A 20813-nucleotide genomic window follows, 5' to 3' on the forward strand; every position below is an offset into this window, starting at 1 on the left:
TATGCTGACGATTTTTACCCCCACCTACAACCGCGCCTACATTCTCCCCAAGCTCTACGAGAGCCTGAGGGAGCAGAGCTGTCACGACCTCGAGTGGATCATCGTCGATGACGGCTCCACCGATGACACGAGGTCGCTTGTGGAGGGCTGGACTCGGGCGGTCAACCCCTTCCCAATCCGCTACCACCGTCAGCCCAATGGCGGCAAGCACCGAGCGATCAACAGAGGGGCCGAGCTGGCGAGGGGCGACTTCTTCTTCATTGTCGACAGCGATGACCGGTTGCCGTCGGATGCGGTGGAGACTGTCTTGAGAGAGACGGAGCGGATCAGCGATGATGCCACCTTTGCCGGGCTGGTAGGGCTGCGAGGAGCCCTCGACGGCACCCCCTCGGGAGACCTCGGGGAGGATACCCTCGATGACCACCTGCGGACGATCCGTCACCAGCGGGGGATGATGCAGGATATGGCGGAGGTTTTCCGGACCGACTACCTGCGGAGATACCCCTTCCCCGAGCCGGAGGGCGAGCGCTTCTGCACCGAGGCACTGGTCTGGAACCGCCTCGACCGGCAGTACCGCTTTCGCTTCCTCAATCGCGTCATCTACCTCTGCGAGTACCGAGACGATGGTCTCAGTGCGAAGTATATGAGCCTCCTCTACCACTCGCCCCGGTCCGCCCTCACCTACCACCTCGAGCTGGCGCAAGACCGGGAGGTGCCACTCAAGACCCGCCTGCGGTCGATCATCAGCGTCTGGCGCTACTACGACCTGATCCCGCCGGCAGAGCGACCGCGGATGCCGCGCACGTGGACGCTGCTTCGCCCCATCGGGCGATACTTTAGGAAAAAAGATCAGCGGAGATACACCCCACGATGATACCCAAGATCATACACTACTGCTGGTTTGGTCCCAATCCTCTGCCCCCCATGGTGGAGAGCTGGCGGGCGAAGCTCCCCGGCTATGAGCTGAGGGCGTGGACGGAGGAGACCTTCGCCATCGACCGGCTCGACTACACCCGGGAGGCTTACGAGGCGGGGAAGTACGCCTTTGTCTCCGATGTGGCACGCCTCTACGCCCTCGAGCGAGAGGGCGGGATCTACCTCGACACCGACATGGAGGTGATCCACTCCATAGACGACCTGCTGGACGACACCGCCTTCGTCGGACTGGGCGAGGAAGTGGGGCTGCACGTGCTGGCGGGGATCATCGCCGCCGAGCCGCACCATCCCTTTATCCAAGAGCTACTCACCCACTACGAGAGCCGTCCCTTCCGTCTGCCCGATGGGACACTCGACCTCACGCCCAATCCGCAGCTACTCACCACGACGCTGCAGGAGAAAGGGCTTCGGCTCCAAGACCGGCTCCAGCGGGTGGGGGACGTGACGGTCTACCCCGCCGACTACTTCTACACTATGGACTTCGTCAGCCACCGCGTAACGCTCACACCCCGCAGCCGCACGATCCACCACTACGCCGCCACCTGGCAGAGCGACGACCCCTACGCACGCCACCTCGGGACGATCTTCCGCATCAAGCGGGTACTCTATCGGATCCTGGGTCAGGAGCGGAGCGAGCGGCTACTCAATGGGCGCCTCGTCCAGACTCTCAGGCGGCTCGTCTGGGGAGACAAGAAGCGTCGCGGAGGTGATCGGTAGGATCATCCGACCGAGCGGATTCATCGCATTGATCAGGGAGATCTCCCTCCAGCGGCCGGCGAGCAGCTCTGAGACCGAGACCGGCACGGCACTGATCGCCCCCGCATCGAGATAGGAGCGACGCCTCGTCCCCTCCAGGAGAGGTCGGTCGGGCGTCTCCCAGCGGCCGTCACGGCGGAGACAGACATTGGTGAAGGTGGTGTCGGTCACTCGCCCGCCTTGCGTCAGCAGCGCCACTGTCTCGTGGTCCGGCAGGGAGACGGTGATGCGGTCGAGGAGCTCCCGGTCGAGATACTTCCGGTCGTAGCGATAGTCGCTCGGCAGCTCCACTAACTGAAGTCTCCTCACCCGACTGATGTCGTACGTATAAGGGGTGACCGACACCTCCTCGATGCCGGCAGCGGAGTAGACGAGGCGGAGCTTATACTGCTCGGCCTCCTCAGCGGGGCGGTTTGCTCGGAAGAGCCTGACCAGCTGCCCCTCCGACCGGAGGAAGTCCGGCTCCTTCCCCAGCGTCTCCCGCACCCGCCGGAGGTGATACGCTGCGAGAGGGATCGCCTCCCCCTGCTCCACGCTGATGGTCTCGATGTAGCGGATCATAGGGGCAGGTATATCTTCTCGATCACCTCCTCATACTCGCTCCGGCAGTCGCTATTGATCGTGATACCCCCGCCGGCGTGGTAGAAATAGTGCTCCCCATCCCGCTCGATGAAGCGGATCATCACGCCCGTGTCGAGGCTCTTCCCATCGAAGCGACCACAGATGCCGGTGTAAAATCCCCGCTCATGCCTCTCCGCCTGCTCGATCAGCGCCCGGGTCGCCCCCTTAGGCGCTCCGGTGATCGACCCGGCCGGGAGGAGCCGATCGAGCAGGTCGCCCAGCCTGTCGCGCCACCCCTCGCGCAGCTGTCCCGTCACCTCGGAGCTCACCTGCAACAGCGCCCCGCCGCGCGTCTCCACGCGATCCAGATAGCGGTAGCGCCGCACCCGGACCCCCTCCGCCACGGAGGAGAGGTCGTTGCGGATCAGGTCGACGATCGTCGCCGACTCCGCCTGCTCTTTCGGGTCAGAGAGGATCCGCTCCGCCGCATCCGGCAGCGTGGCGTCGATCGTCCCCTTCATCGGGTAAGAACTGATCTCCCCCTCCTCAGAGATACGGACGAAGATCTCCGGGGAGAAGCAGAGAAACCGCCCCGGCACCCAGGCGCAATACTTCGCCCGCACCCGCCTCAGGAGCTCCCTCGGGTCACCGCTGAAGTCCACCGCTGTCCGCAGCGTCAGATTGGCGAGGAAGGAGTCCCCCCGCAGCTGCCCCTCCCGGATCACCCCGAAGCGCTCCGCATACCGCTCGAAGCTCTCCGGATGAGCTGAGAGAGAGAGGGGCGCCGATGATCTATCGTAGGGGAGGCTCTCCAAGGACCGATTGGCCTGCCCCTCTACTGAGAGGTAAAAAGCCTGCCCACTCGAGCCGTCGCCCGTGTCGATGTAGCACTCGTCCCCCTTATAACTCAGGAGGAAGTAGAAGGGGGTCCCGGACGCCCCCAGTCGATTGAAGTCCCAGACTATATCACTAAGCATAACCAAATGTACTACCTTTGTGGGAGAATCAACCCATCGACCAATGAAAAAGCTCTATCTCATCGACCAGCGTGACTCCTTTGTCTACAATCTTGCCCGGATCCTCCGCGAGGAGTGCCGGGCCGAGGTCGAGGTGCTGCCCGAGGAGGTGCTCAGCCGGCCGGGTGTCCTCGAGGGGGCAGACGGGGTGATCCTCTCCCCGGGCCCCGGTGTCGTGGAGGAGCACCCCGATGTACTCCACTTCCTCCATAGGCGACCCGCCGGACTGCCGGTGCTGGGGATCTGTATGGGACACCAGGAGATCGGCACGCTCTATGGCATGGAGCTCTACCGGCTGGATCACCCGCAGCATGGCGTCGGGTCGCTCATTGAGTGGCGGGACGGCACCTACCCCCCGATGTGCGTGGGGCGGTACCACAGCTGGGCGCTTCGCGAGACCGAGACGAGCCGACCGCAGATCACCGTCACAGCAGAGACGGTAGAGGATCGGGTGGTGATGGCGATACGGCACAGGGAGCTCCCGCTCGTCGGGCTGCAGTTTCACCCCGAGAGCATCCTCTCTCCCGACGGTGCCCGCCTCCTCAGCGACTGGTGCCGATCTCTCTGAGGCTCTCCGGCAGCCGGGTCAGCGTCCCACTTTTTACTATCCGGACAGAAATAGCTACATTTGTCCTTGGTTGTGTCACCGACACACTCACTCCATAGATGGACTTCAACACCTTATCAATACGAATCCGTATGAAAAAAATTGTAACCCTCTTAGCAGGCATTGCATGTATGAGCCTGATAGGTATTACCGGATGCGACTCCAAGAAGGAGAAGCCTCTGACAGACAACCCCTTCCTCGAGGCGAGCACGCTGCCCTTCCAGGCACCCGACTTCGCCAACATCAAGGATGAGGACTTCATCCCCGCATTCAAGGAGGGGATCCGCCTCCAGCGTGAGGAGATCAAGGCGATCACCGACAATAAGGAGGCGCCCACCTTTGAGAATACGATCATCCCGCTCGAGAAGAGTGGCGCCATGCTGGGTCGTGTCAGCAGCGTCTTCTTCAAGCTGGTCTCCGCCGACGGCACCGATGCTCGCCGCAAGATCGAGACCGAGGCATCCAAGATGCTCGCCGACTGGGACAATGAGCTCAACCTCAATCAGATGCTCTTCGCCCGCATCAAGACGATCTACGACACGCAGCTCGATCAGCTCCAGGGCGAGGACCGCGCCCTGCTGGAGTACACCTACAAGGGCTTTGAGAAAAACGGCGCTGCCCTCCCCGAGGAGAGCCGCGAGGAGTATAAGGAGATCAGCTCTCGTCTCTCGGAGCTGACGACGGAGTTTGGCCGCGTCATCGTCGACGCCCTCGCCGCTCAGACCGTCTGGACGGACGATGAGGCAGAGCTGGACGGACTGAGCGAGTCTCAGCTCGCACAGGCTCGCTCTGATGCAGAGCAGCGTGGCAAGAAGGCCACCTACGCCCTCGTGCTGACCAATACCACCCAGCAGCCGATCATGGCATCGCTGAATAACCGCGCCATGAGGGAGAAAGTCTACAACGCCTCCATCCACCGCGCCGACGGCGAGGGTGTCAGTGGAGCCAATACCTGGCCGCTGATCACCGAGATCGCTAAGCTCCGCGCACGCCAGGCTCAGCTCCTCGGCTTCCCCGACTACGCCAGCTACTCGCTCAATTACCAGATGGCCGGTACCGAGCAGGCTGCCAACGACTTCCTCACCCAGCTCAAGGAGTCCTTTGTCCCCAAGGCTGAGGCTGAGATGGCATCGATCCAGGACTTTGCCCGCAAGACCGAGGGCAGCGACTTTACCCTCCAACCCTGGGACGTCGCCTACTACTCTGCCAAGATGAAGGAGGACCGCTTCCACTTCAGCGACGCAGACGTACTGCCCTACTTCGAGATCGACTCCGTCCTCCGCAATGGCGTCTTCTACGCTGCTGAGCGCGCGTATGGTCTCACCTTCGAGGAGCGCTTTGACCTCCCCGTCTACGCCGATGATGTCCACGTATTTACGGTAAAGGATAAGGACGGCAGCGACCTCGGAATCTTCTACTGCGACTACTTCCACCGCGACACCAAGGCTCCGGGCGCCTGGATGGATGAGTTTGTCACCCAGAGCACCTTTGACGGCACCAAGCCGGTGATCTACAACTGCTGCAATTACCCGAAGGCTCCCGAGGGGCAGCCTAACCTCATCTCTTGGGACAACGTGACCACCATGTTCCATGAGTTTGGCCACTCCCTCCACGGCTTCCTCTCCAATAACAAGTACCGCAGCATCTCCGGGACCAATACCCCACGCGACTTCGTCGAGATGCCGAGCCAGTTCAATGAGAACTTCGCCACCGTTCCTGAGATCTTCGACCACTACGCTCGTCACTACGAGACCGGTGAGCCGATGCCGAAGGAGCTGAAGGAGAAGATGCTCCAGTCTGTCCAGTATCTCGCTGCCTACTCCCTCGGAGAGAATCTGATCGCCTCCACGATGGACATTCAGTGGCATATGCTGACCCCTGATCAGGTACCGGCAGACGCTGCTGACGCCGCCCAGTGGGATCTCAACCGCCGTCAGGAGCTGGGCCTCGCCTGGCAGTCCATCGTACCCCGCTACTTCCAGACCTACTTCAGCCACGTCTGGGGCGGTGGCTACGCCTCCGGCTACTACAGCTACCTCTGGACGGAGGTGCTGGCAGTCAATATCGCTCAGCGCTTCGAGCGTGAGGGATGGCTCAATCAGGCTGTCGCTCAGGACTTCCGCGACAAGATCCTCTCCAAGGGTCGCACCGTGGATCTGAATCAGGCCTTCACCGCCTTCACCGGCATGGAACACCCCGATGCCTCTGCTCTCCTCCCCGCTCGCGGCATCAAGTAAGCTCACATACCCTACTAAAGGAGAAGGGCTGTGGCGCATCTGCGTCACAGCCCTTCTTTTTTTGCTCCCACCTCACGGGCCAGCGCACCGGGCAGGAGAGGCCCCCTCCCAAGGGGGACCTCACTTGACCGGTCGCTCTCAGACAAAACTAATACCGATATTAGAGATCACTAATACCGATATTAGAGATCACTAATATCGGTAAAAGAATTGCCCCCACTCAGGGAGGGTACCACAGGTGTCTGAGGGGCTGGGGAAGCACCTTTGGGGGTCGCAGACGAAACCACGTGCTCCGCTGCGACCCGCAAGGGGTCGTGGTCAAGACGTTGATCTGTCCACAGGTCATCGCCGCTATCGCGGCTCGACCTGTGGCTATCAAGCGGGGATCCCTGGCGGGATCCATCACCCATCGGGAGGGGGATCGTTGTGGTAAGGAGAGCACCCCCTGTCGCGGATCGCCGGGGGGGACGCATTTGAGTAGTACAGAAATCAATCAACTGATTGTGGAGAGTGGGGATCGTAGCACCCCTTGCGGGTGCACGCTTCGTAGCCACAGGTCGAGGGGCGTAGCCCCGAAGACCCGTGGATCAGGGCATTGCAAGCGATCCCGCGACCCCGCCAGGGTGTCGCACTATCAAGCCCTCCGGGGAGTGCAAGACCATTGAGGGATCGGCAGGCGGGAGCATACCGGCGAGGGTGAAAATGGCCAAAAACCCAAAAATTGTAAGGCAGAGATGACACGTTGTACAATCAATTCAAAAAACCTTTGTATATTTGCACTCAGAGGTACATGTTTTCCCTCAAAATTTTAGGGTTCTGCGGTTTTCTTGGTCGTAAAGGGCTCACATACAGATCTTCACAGATTTGACCCTCGCAGACCATATTCCATTAAAACAAGGATTAAGACCTTTGTCTATCTCAGCCTTGGCGACCTTGATCGCCTCCTCCTCGCAGACCATATTCCATTAAAACAAGGATTAAGACGGGGTTTACCCTCCATACCTCACCTTCACAGGGAGCATACTCGCAGACCATATTCCATTAAAACAAGGATTAAGACGCCCCTTAGAGGTCAGCGGGAGCCTATCATACTCCCCTCGCAGACCATATTCCATTAAAACAAGGATTTATGTCGGGGGCATCCGACCCGTCCGGTCTGTCCCGCAGACCACAACATCGCCCATATCCGCATAGGGCAACCCTCTTGTGGGTCGCAGACGGAGCTATGTGCATCCGGTGCGATCCGCAAGGGGTCGAGGTCAAGACGTTGATCTGTCATCTGTGAAGCACCCGAAGGGTGCTCGCTCCATAGGCATCGGTCATCCGCGAAGCGGTGACCGATGTACAGAGACCCTCCCCTAACTCCTCGACCCCTTGCGGGTCGCCGAGCAGAAAGCCCTTTTCCGGTGACCCGCAAGGGGTCGAGATATAATGCATCGTCGTCTCCCGCGGTCTTCGGCACTACGTGCCTCGACACGCAGGCTAAAAAACGATGATCCCTACGGGGCTTCGCCCCTGCGGGATCGACATGTAAGAGCATATCGCTGAGGATGACGCATTTGAGCAACACAAAAGCCAATTAAACGGGTTATCCTCGAGGGTGAAAATGACCAAAAACCCCAAAATTGTAAGGTGGAGATGACACGTTGTACAATCAATTCAAAAAACCTTTGTATATTTGCACTCAGAGGTACATGTTTTCCCTCAAAATTTTAGGGTTCTGCGGTTTTTCTGGTCGTAAAGGGCTCACATACAGATCTTCACAGACTTGACCCTCGCAGACCATATTCCATTAAAACAAGGATTAAGACTCAATCTCGTCTCGCAGCTCTACCAGCTTGGTGTAGTCACTCGCAGACCATATTCCATTAAAACAAGGATTTATATCGGTTGGGGGGAGGGCATCCGACCCGTCCGGTCTGTCCCGCAGACCACAACATCGTCCATGTCCGCATAGGGCAACCCCCTTGGGGGTCGCAGACGGAGCTATGTGCATCCGGTGCAACCCCCAAGAGGTCGAGAGAACCCCCTACGCGGATCGGTGAGAGGGCTGTCGGATGTTCGCTTTTTGGCTACTTTTGCCAAAGGAGTAATCAAGACGTATGAAGAGAAAGATTGGCACCATAGTAGCCACGTGGGTCCTCAGTGTAGTGGCGGGGCTGAGCCTCACGGCGCAGGAAGCAACCATCACGACCCTTGAGGCGGCTGACTTTGGGATCCGCCCCGTGAGCGGTCAGGATAGCGGGAGAGGCTTCGCAGCGCTGCTGCAGCAGGCGAGAGAGGTTTCCGCCAGGGGCGACAGTCTCGTCATCCACTTCGCCCCGGGCGTCTACACGATCCGGGAGCAATCGCTCCCCCGAGAGACCCTTTTTATCTCCAATCACGACCACGTCGCGGAGAGAGCGGTGGCGCTATTCCTGCACAATCTGCACCATACCCGCATCGAGGCAAAGGGGGTCACCCTCCTCCTCCATGGGCAGCTGCTCCCGGTGGTGATCAAGGGGTGTAGCGACCTGACGCTCTCGGGGCTGACGCTGGACTACCCGGCACCGACGCTTACCCAGCTGGAGATCCTCGCCGTGGAGGGCGACGAGGTGGTGGCAAGACTGCCGGAGGAGACGCGGTTTCGCATCGAGGATAAGGGCAAGATCGTGCTCCTGCTCGGGGAGGGACGGGAGAGTCAGGTGAGCTATGCGCTTCCTTTCTCGTCCGATGGGCATATGAAGGCGGGTCGGGCAGACGTCGCCCTTGCCCCCCACTCCATCCGGCAGCTGGATGAGCACCGGGTGGCGATCAAGGGCTGGGCGGAGGCACCTCACCTTGAGGTGGGGGACCGGTATGCCCTGAGGAGCGGGGCACGCCCCACGCCGGCGATCACGGTGATCGACTCGGAGCGGATCGGGATGGAGGGCGTGACGGTCCACTTTGCCGACGGGATGGGGCTGGTGGCACAGGACACGCGAGACATCTCACTGGATCACTTTGCCGTCAAGCGGCGCGAGGGGAGCGAGCGATACTTCACCCTCCAAGCCGACGCCACCCACTTCTCCAATTGTCGCGGTCACATACGATCCGTCAACGGACTCTATGAGGGTATGGCAGACGATGCGATCAACGTCCACGGCGTCTACCTGCGGGTGGACAGTCTGCTGCCGAACAGAAGCGTGCTTGCCACCTTTGCGCACCCGCAGGCATTTGGTCTCACCTGGGGCGCCGTCGGGGATACGGTCCGGCTCGTAGACCGAGAGACGCTGCTCCCGCTGCTGACGACGACGATCAGTGCGATCTCGGCAAGAGACCCGCACCACAAGGTCATCCGGCTGAGCGACCCCCTCCCCGATGACCTGCCTGCCGAGATGGCCCTTGAGAATTACTCCGCCATGCCCTCCGTGTACTTTGCTAATAACGTTGTGCGGGACAATCGGGCCAGAGGGGCCCTCTTCTCGACCCATCGTCGGGTCGTCTGCCGGGACAATCTCTTTGACCACACCCACGGCAGTGCGATCCTCCTGAGTGGCGATGCGAATGGGTGGTACGAGAGTGGTCCGTGCGAGGAGGTGCTGATCACGGGCAATCACTTCATCAACGCTCTGACGGCAAGGTACCAGTTTACCGAGGGGGTGATCTCCATCTTCCCTGTGCTTAGGAGAGTGGTCCCGGGGAAGTACTACCACGGTCGGGTGGTGGTGGAGGGGAATACCTTTGACACCTTCCCCTCACCGCTGCTCTACGCTCTGTCGGTGAGGGAATTGGTCTGGCGGGACAATCTCGTCCGCCTCTCGCACGACTATGCCCCGCTCTTCGACGACCTGAGCAGCCGGCTCATCAACGTCGGCACCGCAGTGGTGGACCGGAGCGCTACCTCTTGTCCCGGAAAAAGCGAGACATCAGCTCCCGGCAGTCATCGGCAAGGATGCCGGAGGTGACCTCGGTCTTGGGGTGAAGGATCTCCCGGCTGACGGTGGTGAAGCCGACCTTCGGCTCATCGGCGCCCCAGACCAGCCGTGCGGGGCGACACCAGCGGATGGCGCCGGCACACATGACGCAGGGCTCTATCGTGACGTATAGCGTGCAGTCGGTGAGGAGCTTAGCGCCGAGATGCCCCTGCGCTGAGGTGAGGGCGATCATCTCCGCATGGGCGGTCACGTCCCTCAGCCCCTCAGTCTGGTTGTGTCCCCTGCCGATGATCTCCCCCTCCGGCGAGACCACCACGGCACCTATCGGCACCTCGCCCTCCTCTCGAGCCAGCTCCGCCTCCCGCAGAGCCTCCCGCATCAGCGTCTCATCACTCCGGCTCATCATCCCGTCCATCACTCGAGGGGAAGGGGCTTAGCAGGCGTAAGCCCCAGTTCGTCCTTTGCCCACTGCTCCATATATCCGAGCGCCTCCCGGCGGTCGTTGTGGATCAGGCCGTCGAGGATCGCATTCTTGATCGCCTCCTTGATCTGCCCCACAGAGGAGCAGGGCTCCAGCTCGTAGAGGTCCATGATCTCCCGCCCATCCACGGGGGGCTGAAAGTTCCGGATCCGATCCTTCTCCTCGATCTCCCGGAGCTTCTCCCGGACGATGGCGAAGTTATTGAGATACCGCTCCACCTTACGCGGGTTCTTACTCGTCAGGTCGCTCTCGCAGAGCAGCATCAGGTCCTCAATGTCGTCTCCGGCATCAAAGAGGAGCCGTCTCACGGCCGAGTCGGTCACACCGTCGTCTGCCAGCTGCGCCGGGCGCATATGGAGGGAGACCAACTTGCGGACATACTTCAGTCGCTCATCGGTGGGAAACTTCGCCCGACGGAAGATCTTAGGCAGCATCCGCTGACCCAGGTAGTCGTGGTTGTGAAAGGTCCAGCCGCCGCGGACAAATTGCTTGGACCTCGGCTTGCCAATGTCGTGGAAGAGTGCCGCCATCCGCAGCCGGAGGGAGTCGCTCCGCTCTGCCACATTATCCACCACCTGGAGGGTGTGGTAAAAATTGTCCTTATGCCCCACCCCATCCTGCGTCTCGGCGCCCTGCAGTGCCGACACCTCAGGTAGGTAAATGTCCATCAGCCCGGTGCGGTACATCAGGTCAAGCCCTATGGAGGGCTTCCGGCAGGCCATGATCTTCATAAACTCGCCCTCGATCCGGTCCGCCGAGACGATCCGCAGCCGATCGGCATTTCGCCGAATCGCTGCCAGCATATCCGGGGGAATGGTGAAGTGGAGCTGGGTGGCAAAGCGCACCGCCCGCATCATCCGCAGCGGGTCGTCGGAGAAGGTGATGTCCGGGTCAAGGGGCGTGCGGATGATCCCCATGCTGAGGTCCCTCAGCCCCTCGAAGGGGTCGTGGAGCGTCCCCGCCTCCGGACCGGTCACGGTGACGGAGAGCACGTTGATCGTGAAGTCCCGCCGCGCCTCGTCCTCCGCAAAGGTCCCCTCCGACACCTCCGGCTTGCGTGACTCCTCCGTATAGCTCTCCCGACGTGCACCGACAAACTCGAACTCCCGACCCCGATACTTCACCTGAGCGGTGCGGAAGTTGCGGAAAATAGTCGCCTGAGACCCGCGCCCCAGCAGCTCCGAGATGCGATCAGCCACCCGCTCGCAGTCCCCCTCGAGGACAAAGTCCAGGTCCGTCGTCGGTCGGTCGATGATCAGGTCGCGCACCGCACCACCGACCAGGCGTATCTCCACACCGGTCTCTTCCGCCGCCCGGTCCAGCACCTCCAGCAGGTCCCGACCTATCAGTAGCTGAATATCCTCCCACAGGGGTCTCTCTATCGTCTCTCTTGTGATCACGTCTTGTCTCATCTCGTTAGGGTAGACCTTTTTTTATGTAGCAAAAAAGGTCTGGCGCCAAGGGAGCCTATGCTCTCCCGGCGTGACCCATACAGAAAAGCACCTCAGGGGCAAGAGGATGAGCGAGAGGTGCGGTGCTCGCCTTTGCGACCGAGCCTGCCTCTCCGGAGTCCTCGTGTAAGGTATGGTGTATGGGTTCTTCAGTGACAAAGGTAACCATTTTGCCCCATCAGTGGTGGAGCGAGAGGAAATCTCTTTTCCCCTCTCACCTGCACGAGACGAACCACCTCGGGAAGAGAAATGAGGAGAAAAGGCTTAACTTTGCACCCATGATAATAGCAGTAGACTTTGATGGCACCATAGTGGAGCACAAGTACCCCGCTATCGGTGACGAGATACCCGGTGCGGTCGAGACCCTGAGGCAGCTGATCCGCGATGGTCATCGGCTGATCCTCTGGTCGGTACGTGAGGGGACTTTACTGGACGATGCCGTCCGCTGGTGCGAGGAGCGAGGGATCACCTTCTACTCCATCAATAAGGACTTCCCCGAGGAGCGGGAGGAGGACAGGCACTTCAGCCGCAAGCTCAAGGCCGACCTCTTCATCGACGACCGCAACCTCGGCGGTCTCCCGGACTGGCAGGTGATCTACCAGATGGTTGCCTCGGGTCACCCACACCACCCTCTCCACGTCACCACGGTGATCGACACGGAGCAGGCGGAGATGATGAAGCGGTACAAGAAGTCCCGCCATCGGGGCCGCTTCTTCTGAGGCTCGCGCGCAGTCTTATCGGACGCATCGGACGGCGCGCCATACTGGCACCCGACCCGTGCGTCTTGTCTGATAGAGCATTGATTTTCCCCCCTCTCCTGCGGGGGGAAAATTCTTTTACCGGTTTAGTGTGACGCCTGAGCGGGGGTCTACCGGGTCTCGTCGGCGGGGCGGTGCCCCTTGTGGAGGTGGTAGGAGAGGCGCTCCACGATGACGCAGAGCATGGGCGCAGCGATGAGGATCGTGCGCAGGGCTATGGGTGAGAGCCGGTTCGTCCGACCCATACAGGCGATCAGCACCAGCAGGAAGGAAAGGAGGTGGAAGAGGATCGGGTATTGCCTCCAGATGAACGCCCGATCAGGCAGCAGGCGGTCACGACCAATGATCCACCGGAGCAGCCGGATCACCGCAAGGGCACCGATGAGCGCCACGACGGAGTGCCACAGTGGCACCACCCCTATGGGGGTGAGGTACAGCGCCGTCAGGGCTAAGAAAAACTCACAGACCCACAGGTAGAGGGTGCGGCTGTGCCGGCTCCGCCCGCTGATCGTGCCACCGAGGTAGACGATGGCGAGCAGCAGTGGTACGACGAAGTAGTAGCCTATCCGGTCCATAGGGCTGTCGTGAGGCGATCAGACGTTGAAGCGGAAGTTCATGATGTCGCCGTCCTGCACGACATAGTCCTTTCCCTCGATGTAGAGCTTGCCGGCCTCCTTGACCGCCTGCTCGCTCCGGAGGGCGATGAAGTCGTCGTACTTGATCACCTCGGCGCAGATAAATCCGCGCTCAAAGTCGGAGTGGATCACGCCCGCCGCCTGCGGGGCCTTGCTCCCCTTAGGGTAGGTCCAGGCGCGCACCTCCTTCTTCCCCTCCGTGAAGTAGGTCTCCAGTCCCAGCAGCGCATAGGCGGTCCGGATCAGGCGCGAGACGCCACTATCGGAGAGCCCTGCCGCCTCGAGGAACTCCTGTCGCTCCTCGTAGGTGTCCAGCTCAGCGATGTCCGCCTCCATCTGAGCGGCCATCACCATCACCTGCGCCTCCTCGTCCTTCACCTCCTCACGGACGGCGTCGACATAGGCATTGCCACTCACGGCATCGTCATCGGTGACGTTGCAGACGTAGAGGACCGGCTTGGCGGTGAGGAGGAAGAGCTCACGGAAGCACTTCCCCTCCTCGCTGTCGGGGTCGATGTCGAGGGTGCGGGCATTTTTCCCCGCCTCGAGGATCGGCTTGACCTGCTTGAGGACGCTCAGCATCGCCTTGGCGTGCGGGTCGCCACCGGAGGCGGTATGCTCCGCCTTCTTCCACCGGCCCTCGATCGTCTCGAGGTCCTTGAGCTGCAGCTCGGTGTCGACCACCTCCTTGTCCCTCACCGGGTCTATCGTCCCATCGACGTGCACGATATTGGGGTCCTCAAAGCAGCGAAGCACGTGGATGATCGCATCGGTCTCGCGGATGTTGGCGAGGAATTGGTTGCCCAGTCCCTCGCCCTTGCTGGCACCGCGCACGAGCCCGGCGATGTCTACGATCTCCACCGTCGTCGGGACGATGCGCTCCGGGTCGACGATGTCGGCGAGGGCATTGAGCCGCTTATCCGGCACAGTGATCGTGCCGAGGTTGGGCTCAATGGTGCAGAAGGGGAAGTTGGCCGACTGCGCCTTGGCATTGGAGAGCGAATTGAAGAGAGTGGACTTGCCGACATTGGGCAGCCCGATGATACCGCACTTGAGTGACATGGGTCTTGATTGCTTGATTGGGTGGTGTCAGATCTTTTCCGAGGGAGTGTCGATGGGTGACTTTAGCTCCATCATCTTGCGTTGCCGCTCACGCGCCTCGGTGACGCGCTTCATCAGGTCGACCGGGTGATCCACCTGCTTGTCGGAGAGGGCAGCGTCGATCACCTCGCTGATGTCGCGGACGTAGACGAAGGTGAGGTCCTCGAGGTACTCTGCCTTGATCTCGTCGATGTCCTTCTTATTCTCCTCGCAGAGGATCAGCGTCTTGATGCCGGCGCGCTTGGCGGCGAGGATCTTCTCCTTGATGCCCCCCACGGGGAGCACCTTGCCGCGCAGCGTGATCTCACCCGTCATAGCGATGTGGGGCTTGACCTGGCGCTGGGTGAGCGTGGAGATGAGCGAGGTGACGATGGTGATGCCGGCGGAGGGGCCGTCCTTGGGGATCGCGCCCTCCGGCACGTGGATGTGGAGGTCCCAGTAGTCGAAGAGGTCCGCATCGATGCCGTACATGTCGGCGTGGCTCTTGACATACTCGAGGGCGAGGGTGGCGCTCTCCTTCATCACCTCACCGAGGTTGCCGGTCATGCTGAGCCTCCCCTGGCGAGAGGGGATGGCGGCACTCTCCACGAGGAGGATCACGCCGCCGACGCTGGTCCAGGCGAGACCGGTGACGACACCGGCGTACCTATTGCCCTCATACTTCTCCTGCTTGTACTTCTCCGGACCGATCAGCTCGGGGAGATCGGAGGGGGAGACGGTGACGGGGAAGAAGGTGCGCGCCCGCTCGCGCATCTGGTCCTCCTTGGTGAGACGGATCTCCTTCCCCTCCGCATCAGTATGGGTCTCGGGGATCTCCCGTGCCTGAGCCTCAGGGCTCTCAGCATGCTCCATCGCCTGCTTGGCGAGCTTGCGGAGGAGCTCACGGATGCGCTTGTCGAGCTGACGCACACCGCTCTCGAGGGTATAGTCCTCGATCAGCCGGTCGATGGTCCGCTTGGAGAGCTTCACGTCGCTCTTCCTCAGCCCGATCTGGTCGAGCGAGTTGGGGATCAGGTGTCGCTTGGCGATCTCCACCTTCTCCTCCGGGATGTAGCCGCTCACCTCGATCATCTCCATACGGTCCCGCAGGGGGCCAGGGATCTCGCCGACGTTATTGGCCGTGGCGATGAAGAGTGCCCGGCTGAGGTCGTAGTCGAGGTCGAGGTAATTGTCGTGGAAGGTATTATTCTGCTCCGGGTCGAGCACCTCGAGGAGGGCGCTGGAGGGGTCGCCCTTGTAGTCGTTGGCGAGCTTGTCCACCTCGTCGAGGACAAAGACGGGATTGCCCGAGCCGGCCTTGAGGAAGCCCTTGATGATCCGTCCCGGCATCGCCCCTATGTAGGTGCGTCGGTGACCGCGGATCTCCGCCTCATCGTGCATGCCGCCGAGGGAGATCCGGACATACTTCCGCCCGAGAGCGCGGGCGATGCTCTTGCCGAGGGAGGTCTTACCCACTCCGGGAGGGCCGTAGAGGCAGAGGATCGGGGCGTGGAGGTTGCCCTTGAGCTTCAGTACCGAGAGATGCTCGAGGATGCGCTCCTTGACCTTCTCGAGGCCGAAGTGGTCCTTGTCGAGGATGCGCTGGGCGGTCTGGATATTGAAGTTATCCTTCGTCACCTTATCCCAGGGCAGGTCGAGGATCGTCTGGCAGTACTGCAGCTGGACGCTGTAGTCCGGGCTCTGGGTGCTCATGTGTCGCAGCTTGGAGACCTCCTTGCGGAAGGTCTCGCCCACCTCGCGGGGCCACTTTTTCTTAGCCCCCTTGGCGAGCATCATCGTGATCTGGTCCTCGTCGTCGTCGGAGAGCTCCTTGCGGATCTGCTGCATCTGCTGCTGGAGGAAGTAGTCCCTCTGCTGCTTGTCCATCTCGCTCCGAGTCTGGAGTCGGATCTTCTGCCGCAGGGTCTGCAGCTCCGCCATCTGATTGAGGATCGGGAGGAGGAGGAAGCCGCGCTGCTTCATGTCCGACGTGAGGAGGAGCTGGATCTTCTGCTCCTGCTCCTCGGGGAAGTTGCTGGCGCTGAAGTTGATGATCACCGTCGGGTCCTGCAGCCGGTGGGCCGAAGCGATGAAGGGCTTGGGCACATCGCCCTTAAAGATCAGGAGCTGGATCATCACCTCCTTGATCGTCATGGCGAGGGCGCGATACTCCATATCGCTCTCGTCCGGCTCCGTCTCGGGGCTGAGGGTGTAGGAGGCCTTGACAAAGGGGGTGACGCTCACGAAGTCGCCCAGCCGCACGCGGACCTTACCCTGCATCACGACGGTAAGCATCCCATCGCCCATATCGGCCACATGCATCACCTCAGCGATGATGCCGTAGTCGATCAGGTCCTCGCGGGTCGGCTCCTCGATGGTCGGGTCCTTCTGCGTCGCCACGAGGATATGCTTATTATCCGCCGAGGAGAGATAGTCGAGGAGACGCTTCGACTTATCCCGACCGACGATGAGCGGCATCGCCACGTAGGGGAAGATCTGGTCTGTGCGCATCGGCAGGAGAGGCAGCACATCCGGCAGCTCGCGGATGTCCTCCTCGAAGTCCAGTCTCTCGTCGTACTCAGGCAGTATCATAGGCATCATTTGCGGTCTCTGCGGAGTGTCGTCGTCCTCCTCGAGCTCTATATCATCGATATCAAACATGCTGATCGTCAGTTCAGTTACGGCATAGCAACACATACCTATGCCAATAGTGTGCAAAGGTACCAATAATTGACCACAGCCCTACCTCCCCCGGCGGCCCACCGAGGGGTGACGCATTTGAGCATTAGGTTAATCATGCACCGAAGGGGGCTTATCCCTGAGGCACCCGAAGGGTGCTCGCTCCATAGGCATCGGTCATCCGCGAAGCGGTGACCGATGTACGGAGCCCCCGCCTTAATCCCCTCGACCCCTTGCGGGTCGCCGAGCACACATCTCCAATGCCGGCGACCCGCAAGGGGTCGAGGGATGATGTACACGCTTATACATCGGTCATCGGCACTTCGTGCCTCGACCGATGCCTATGGAGCGTGCATCCTTCGGATGCGGGAGAATCTCCTATGTAGCGGTCTTCACAGGTCGCCCGGCCTCCCGTCCGATAAAAGAAGGAGCGATATGAGTGGGGAAATTCTTTTACCGGTATTAGAGATCACTAATACCGATATTAGACAACACTAATATCGGTATTAGATTTTTCCCATAAGGCACCCCATCCAATAAGGTTTTCCGCCCTACCTCACCTGCCTCAGGAGAGGAGCTGGCGGAGGATGGCGGGGGACTTGAGGGTCCCCATCTCGGGGAAGTGGTAGGTCATGTAGTCGAGGAGCAGCGTCATCAGGCTATTTCGCTCCTCCCTGGAGAGAGGGATGGCGAGCGGATCGGGGTCGGTGATGAAGCGGTAGAGGAGCGCCGCCTTGCCCGCCTCTGCCCATTCGCTTCGGCTCCTCGGCGCGCGGAAGAGCCCCTCCTGCAGGTCGAGGACGTCACCGGGGCGGTACTCCTCGTACTGGGGCAGGATCCCGAGGTGGTGGCAGAGGCCGGTCATCAGTCGCAGGTGCCACGAGGCGCGCGCCGTCTCGGGGATCCGGTCGAGTTCGGCGAGGCTCTCCCGGAGGTAGCGGTAGAGCGCTCGGTCCGGTGAGGCAGAGCGGAGGAGCCGGTGGAGCAGCTCGGTGGCAAAGAGGGCGAGGGCATTGGCGGAGGGGTCGACGCCCGGCGCCGAGAGGAGCTGCACGATCGTCGTCCCTCGGGGGATGAAGACCTCCCGCATACTCCGGTAGTCGATCGTGGTGCGGACGACGGAGAGGGGGATAAAAAGGGCTCTCGCCCCACCGGCTGTCTTGCGGCCGGCGGGACGAGAGGCTCTCAGGGACAGCGACCCGAAGAGGTCACTGTATATATGTATCATGTAAGCGGTGTCGGAGAAGCGTACCGCTGTGAGGACGATGGCTTCGATCTCAGTCGTCATGGGACCCTTGCAGAGCGCCCTCTCGCTGGTGCGTCAGAGCTTCTCCAGCATCCGTACGACGAGGTCGTATGCCTGACCGACGGTGTCGATCTTGACACGCTCGTCGGGGCTGTGCGGATGGAGGATCGTCGGTCCTACAGAGACCATATCGGTCTCGGGGGCGATGCCCTGGAAGAGCCCGGTCTCCAGTCCGCCGTGGATGATCTGGAGCTTAGGCTCAGCCTTGAAGAGCTCCTTATACGCCTCCTTCGTCACGTCCAGCAGGTGGGACTGCGCATTGGGCTGCCAGCCGGTGTAGGAGCCACTCAGCTCCACCTCGGCACCGATCAGCTCAAAGGCACTGCAGACCATGTCGGCGACCATCTCCTTGCGGCTCTCGCTGGAGCTGCGGACGAGGAACTTAGCGTGTACCTCGCCCTCCTCGATGCTGAGGATCGCAAGATTGGACGACGCCTCGGTGGTGCCGGGGAAGTCTACGAGGGTAGAGGCGACACCATTGTGCACCGCACTGATGGCGAGGATCACCGCATCGCGAACCTCTCGGGGCATGACCTTCTTCGGCTCCTCCTCGATCGGAGTGACGGCAAAGGTGATGTGATTCTCCACCTGACCATACTCGGCATTGAAGAGGCACTCCCACTCCTCGACCATCTTGACGAGGGTGTCTGCCTTCTCCCCCTCCTTGACGCAGACGATCGCCTTAGCCTCGCGGGGGATAGCATTGCGGAGCGTGCCGGCATCGACGGAGGCGATGTCGAGGTTTGTCTCCCGGACGGCGTGCTTGAGGAAGCGGAAGAGCATCTTCACGGCATTGCCACGTCCGAGGTTGATGTCCACGCCGGAGTGGCCACCCTTGAGGCCCGAGAGGGAGAGCTCGTAGGCGATGGCGCTCTTCTTCGCCTTCTCCTCCTTATAGCCGAGTGTTGCGGTGACATCCACACCGCCGGCGCAGCCGATGAAGATCTCGCCCATCATCTCGGAGTCGAGGTTGATGAGGTACTTACCCTTGATGTCTCCGGCGACCAGCTCGTGTGCACCGATCATACCCTCTTCCTCATCGACGGTGAAGATCGCCTCGATGGGGCCGTGCTTCAGCGTCTTATCCTCGAGGATCGCCAGCGTGATCGCATCCCCAATGCCATCATCGGCACCGAGAGTGGTGTCGCGTGCAGTGACCCACTCGCCATCGATGTAGGCATCGATCGGGTCCTTCACAAAGTCGTGATCCAACTCGGGAGTCTTCTGCGGCACCATATCCATATGGGACTGGAGGGTCACCATCGCGTGATCCTCATACCCCTTAGAGGCGGGCTTGTAGATAAATACGTTACCTGCCTCAGTGCGGCGGGTCTCGAGACCGAGCTCCTTACCGACGCCGGCGATATACTTCGAGATCTCCTCGCAGTGGTGGGTGGGGCGGGGATGCTGGGTGAAGGCGTGGAAATGCTTCCAGACCAATTCGGGCTTCAGATTTTTGATTTCCTCAGACATACAGATGTGAGTTATTGGTTTCTTGGTTTCATGATTTTCTCAAAGGTACAAAAAAACTCTCCTACCACCCACAGAGATGCCTAGGGGAGGGAGCTCCCACTACAATTCCCTCATGTGCAGGGGCAAGTCTAATACCGATATTAGGTGCGACTAATATCGGTATTAGACTTCTCCTTTACCGATATTAGACAGACGGCTGAGGAGGGGGCGCCAAAGGGGTCCGTGAGAGAGGGGTGACGCACATGAGTAGCACAGAAGTGCATCTACTCATTACGAAGAGTGGGGAACGAAGCACCCCCTGCGGGATCGGCAGTCGGGTGCATTAGGAGAGGGATCTTCCGCCGCAGATCTCCTCTGCATAGCTGTAAAGATCTAATGCGTCCCCTCTGCCCGTGAGAGAGCAGGAGAGTATGGCCTACGAATAATTTCGTACCTTTGTCACTACACGTAAGGTAGCTCCGTATCGGTAGTTGCTCATAATCAGATAATAATGGAAAGAAATAACATGATGAAAAGAAGTACACTTTACCTGCTCTCCCTGCTTGTGCTGAGCCTCTTCGGGGCGACGGCCATGGCACAGGGGCTGCAGCAAGATGACAGCAAGAAGGCTGCGATCGAGTTTGTCGAGTCGGAGCATGACTTCGGCACCATCAGCGAGGGTGACGGACCGGTCACCTACGTCTTCACCCTTAAGAATGTCGGCAATGCGCCCCTCGTCCTCACCCGTGTGATCTCGAGCTGTGGCTGCACCACGCCCTCATTCTCCAAGGATCCGATCGCTCCCGGTAAGGAGGGTAAGGTGACCGTCACCTACGATCCCACGGGACGCATCTACCCCTTCGTCAAGACCATCTCGGTCTACAGCAATGGCAAGAAGGGACCATCCGTCCTCACCATTCGTGGAGAGGTGGTCAAGTAACAGATCAACTAAACAAGAAAAG

Annotated in this window: 16 protein-coding genes; 7 read left to right on the top strand and 9 right to left on the bottom strand. The window is 60.6% G+C overall.

All coding sequences use genetic code 11. The features are described 5' to 3' along the window. The first annotated feature begins 1 nt into the window (after window position 1). Window positions 2-874 carry a glycosyltransferase family 2 protein gene (locus AC1EKE_RS05260; RefSeq protein WP_480308554.1) on the top strand — a complete coding sequence of 291 codons (873 nt, stop codon included), beginning with the start codon at window positions 2-4 and terminating at the stop codon, window positions 872-874. Beyond that, complete coding sequence (locus AC1EKE_RS05265) at window positions 871-1653, top strand: glycosyltransferase family 32 protein (RefSeq protein ID WP_480308555.1); 783 nt, start codon at window positions 871-873, stop codon at window positions 1651-1653. Before AC1EKE_RS05260 ends, AC1EKE_RS05265 begins: the two co-directional genes overlap by 4 nt. On the opposite strand, the gene AC1EKE_RS05270 is transcribed toward AC1EKE_RS05265, so the two are convergent. Together AC1EKE_RS05270 and AC1EKE_RS05275 are read right to left on the bottom strand one after the other, a co-directional pair. Beyond that, window positions 1576-2253, bottom strand: coding sequence for an aminotransferase class IV (locus AC1EKE_RS05270; protein ID WP_480308556.1), 678 nt, complete (start codon window positions 2251-2253; stop codon window positions 1576-1578). The genes AC1EKE_RS05265 and AC1EKE_RS05270 overlap by 78 nt on opposite strands. Continuing rightward, a complete protein-coding gene (locus AC1EKE_RS05275) occupies window positions 2250-3230 on the bottom strand; it encodes an aminodeoxychorismate synthase component I (protein ID WP_480308557.1) in 981 nt (326 codons plus the stop codon). Before AC1EKE_RS05275 ends, AC1EKE_RS05270 begins: the two co-directional genes overlap by 4 nt. A gap of 43 nt (window positions 3231-3273) precedes the next feature. Here AC1EKE_RS05275 and AC1EKE_RS05280 point away from each other — a divergent pair, with 43 nt between their 5' ends. The 3 genes from AC1EKE_RS05280 to AC1EKE_RS05290 all read left to right on the top strand — a co-directional run bounded on the left by AC1EKE_RS05280 (window position 3274) and on the right by AC1EKE_RS05290 (window position 10039). Continuing rightward, window positions 3274-3837, top strand: coding sequence for an anthranilate synthase component II (locus AC1EKE_RS05280; RefSeq protein WP_480308558.1), 564 nt, complete (start codon window positions 3274-3276; stop codon window positions 3835-3837). Window positions 3838-3968: 131 nt separating this feature from the next. Further along, window positions 3969-6113 carry a M3 family metallopeptidase gene (locus AC1EKE_RS05285; protein WP_480308559.1) on the top strand — a complete coding sequence of 715 codons (2145 nt, stop codon included), beginning with the start codon at window positions 3969-3971 and terminating at the stop codon, window positions 6111-6113. Between the two features lie 2102 nt (window positions 6114-8215). Continuing rightward, entirely contained in the window at window positions 8216-10039 is a 1824-nt protein-coding gene (locus tag AC1EKE_RS05290; protein ID WP_480308560.1) for an alpha-1,3-galactosidase-related protein, read from the top strand. On the opposite strand, the gene AC1EKE_RS05295 is transcribed toward AC1EKE_RS05290, so the two are convergent. Then, window positions 9972-10415: a nucleoside deaminase gene (locus AC1EKE_RS05295; RefSeq protein ID WP_480308574.1), complete on the bottom strand. Its 444-nt coding sequence runs from the start codon at window positions 10413-10415 to the stop codon at window positions 9972-9974. The two genes, AC1EKE_RS05290 and AC1EKE_RS05295, sit on opposite strands and share 68 nt — an antisense overlap. A gap of 8 nt (window positions 10416-10423) precedes the next feature. Further along, complete coding sequence (locus AC1EKE_RS05300) at window positions 10424-11902, bottom strand: CCA tRNA nucleotidyltransferase (protein ID WP_480308561.1); 1479 nt, start codon at window positions 11900-11902, stop codon at window positions 10424-10426. A gap of 317 nt (window positions 11903-12219) precedes the next feature. Between AC1EKE_RS05300 and AC1EKE_RS05305 the strand changes: the two genes are divergently transcribed. Then, window positions 12220-12660: a BT0820 family HAD-type phosphatase gene (locus AC1EKE_RS05305; protein WP_480308562.1), complete on the top strand. Its 441-nt coding sequence runs from the start codon at window positions 12220-12222 to the stop codon at window positions 12658-12660. A 149-nt stretch (window positions 12661-12809) separates the two neighbouring features. Here the strand turns inward: AC1EKE_RS05305 and AC1EKE_RS05310 are convergent, their stop codons facing one another. The 5 genes from AC1EKE_RS05310 to AC1EKE_RS05330 form a co-directional block, all read right to left on the bottom strand. After that, on the bottom strand, window positions 12810-13274 hold the full coding sequence (locus AC1EKE_RS05310) for a hypothetical protein (RefSeq protein WP_480308563.1): 465 nt from the start codon (window positions 13272-13274) through the stop codon (window positions 12810-12812). An 18-nt stretch (window positions 13275-13292) separates the two neighbouring features. Next, window positions 13293-14396: a redox-regulated ATPase YchF gene (gene ychF / locus AC1EKE_RS05315; protein WP_480308564.1), complete on the bottom strand. Its 1104-nt coding sequence runs from the start codon at window positions 14394-14396 to the stop codon at window positions 13293-13295. Between the two features lie 27 nt (window positions 14397-14423). Then, window positions 14424-17075, bottom strand: coding sequence for an endopeptidase La (lon, locus tag AC1EKE_RS05320; protein WP_480308565.1), 2652 nt, complete (start codon window positions 17073-17075; stop codon window positions 14424-14426). Between the two features lie 583 nt (window positions 17076-17658). Next, window positions 17659-18381: a DNA repair protein RecO gene (gene recO, locus AC1EKE_RS05325; protein WP_480308566.1), complete on the bottom strand. Its 723-nt coding sequence runs from the start codon at window positions 18379-18381 to the stop codon at window positions 17659-17661. Window positions 18382-18414: 33 nt separating this feature from the next. Continuing rightward, complete coding sequence (locus AC1EKE_RS05330; protein WP_480308567.1) at window positions 18415-19872, bottom strand: aminoacyl-histidine dipeptidase; 1458 nt, start codon at window positions 19870-19872, stop codon at window positions 18415-18417. Window positions 19873-20380: 508 nt separating this feature from the next. On the opposite strand from AC1EKE_RS05330, the gene AC1EKE_RS05335 reads away from it, so the two are divergent. Then, entirely contained in the window at window positions 20381-20791 is a 411-nt protein-coding gene (locus AC1EKE_RS05335) for a DUF1573 domain-containing protein (protein ID WP_070464027.1), read from the top strand. Window positions 20792-20813: the final 22 nt, after the last annotated feature.

Source organism: Porphyromonas sp. C0041D3, assembly GCF_056590575.1.

Coding starts and splice junctions, on each gene's coding strand:
- AC1EKE_RS05275 (WP_480308557.1), bottom strand. CDS start 3,230: ATGCTTAGTGATATAGTCTGGGACTTCAATCGACTGGGGGCGTCCGGG.
- recO (WP_480308566.1), bottom strand. CDS start 18,381: ATGACGACTGAGATCGAAGCCATCGTCCTCACAGCGGTACGCTTCTCC.
- AC1EKE_RS05270 (WP_480308556.1), bottom strand. CDS start 2,253: ATGATCCGCTACATCGAGACCATCAGCGTGGAGCAGGGGGAGGCGATC.
- AC1EKE_RS05305 (WP_480308562.1), top strand. CDS start 12,220: ATGATAATAGCAGTAGACTTTGATGGCACCATAGTGGAGCACAAGTAC.
- AC1EKE_RS05285 (WP_480308559.1), top strand. CDS start 3,969: ATGAAAAAAATTGTAACCCTCTTAGCAGGCATTGCATGTATGAGCCTG.
- AC1EKE_RS05265 (WP_480308555.1), top strand. CDS start 871: ATGATACCCAAGATCATACACTACTGCTGGTTTGGTCCCAATCCTCTG.
- AC1EKE_RS05300 (WP_480308561.1), bottom strand. CDS start 11,902: ATGAGACAAGACGTGATCACAAGAGAGACGATAGAGAGACCCCTGTGG.
- AC1EKE_RS05280 (WP_480308558.1), top strand. CDS start 3,274: ATGAAAAAGCTCTATCTCATCGACCAGCGTGACTCCTTTGTCTACAAT.
- AC1EKE_RS05330 (WP_480308567.1), bottom strand. CDS start 19,872: ATGTCTGAGGAAATCAAAAATCTGAAGCCCGAATTGGTCTGGAAGCAT.
- lon (WP_480308565.1), bottom strand. CDS start 17,075: ATGTTTGATATCGATGATATAGAGCTCGAGGAGGACGACGACACTCCG.
- AC1EKE_RS05290 (WP_480308560.1), top strand. CDS start 8,216: ATGAAGAGAAAGATTGGCACCATAGTAGCCACGTGGGTCCTCAGTGTA.
- AC1EKE_RS05295 (WP_480308574.1), bottom strand. CDS start 10,415: ATGATGAGCCGGAGTGATGAGACGCTGATGCGGGAGGCTCTGCGGGAG.
- AC1EKE_RS05310 (WP_480308563.1), bottom strand. CDS start 13,274: ATGGACCGGATAGGCTACTACTTCGTCGTACCACTGCTGCTCGCCATC.
- AC1EKE_RS05260 (WP_480308554.1), top strand. CDS start 2: ATGCTGACGATTTTTACCCCCACCTACAACCGCGCCTACATTCTCCCC.
- ychF (WP_480308564.1), bottom strand. CDS start 14,396: ATGTCACTCAAGTGCGGTATCATCGGGCTGCCCAATGTCGGCAAGTCC.
- AC1EKE_RS05335 (WP_070464027.1), top strand. CDS start 20,381: ATGAAAAGAAGTACACTTTACCTGCTCTCCCTGCTTGTGCTGAGCCTC.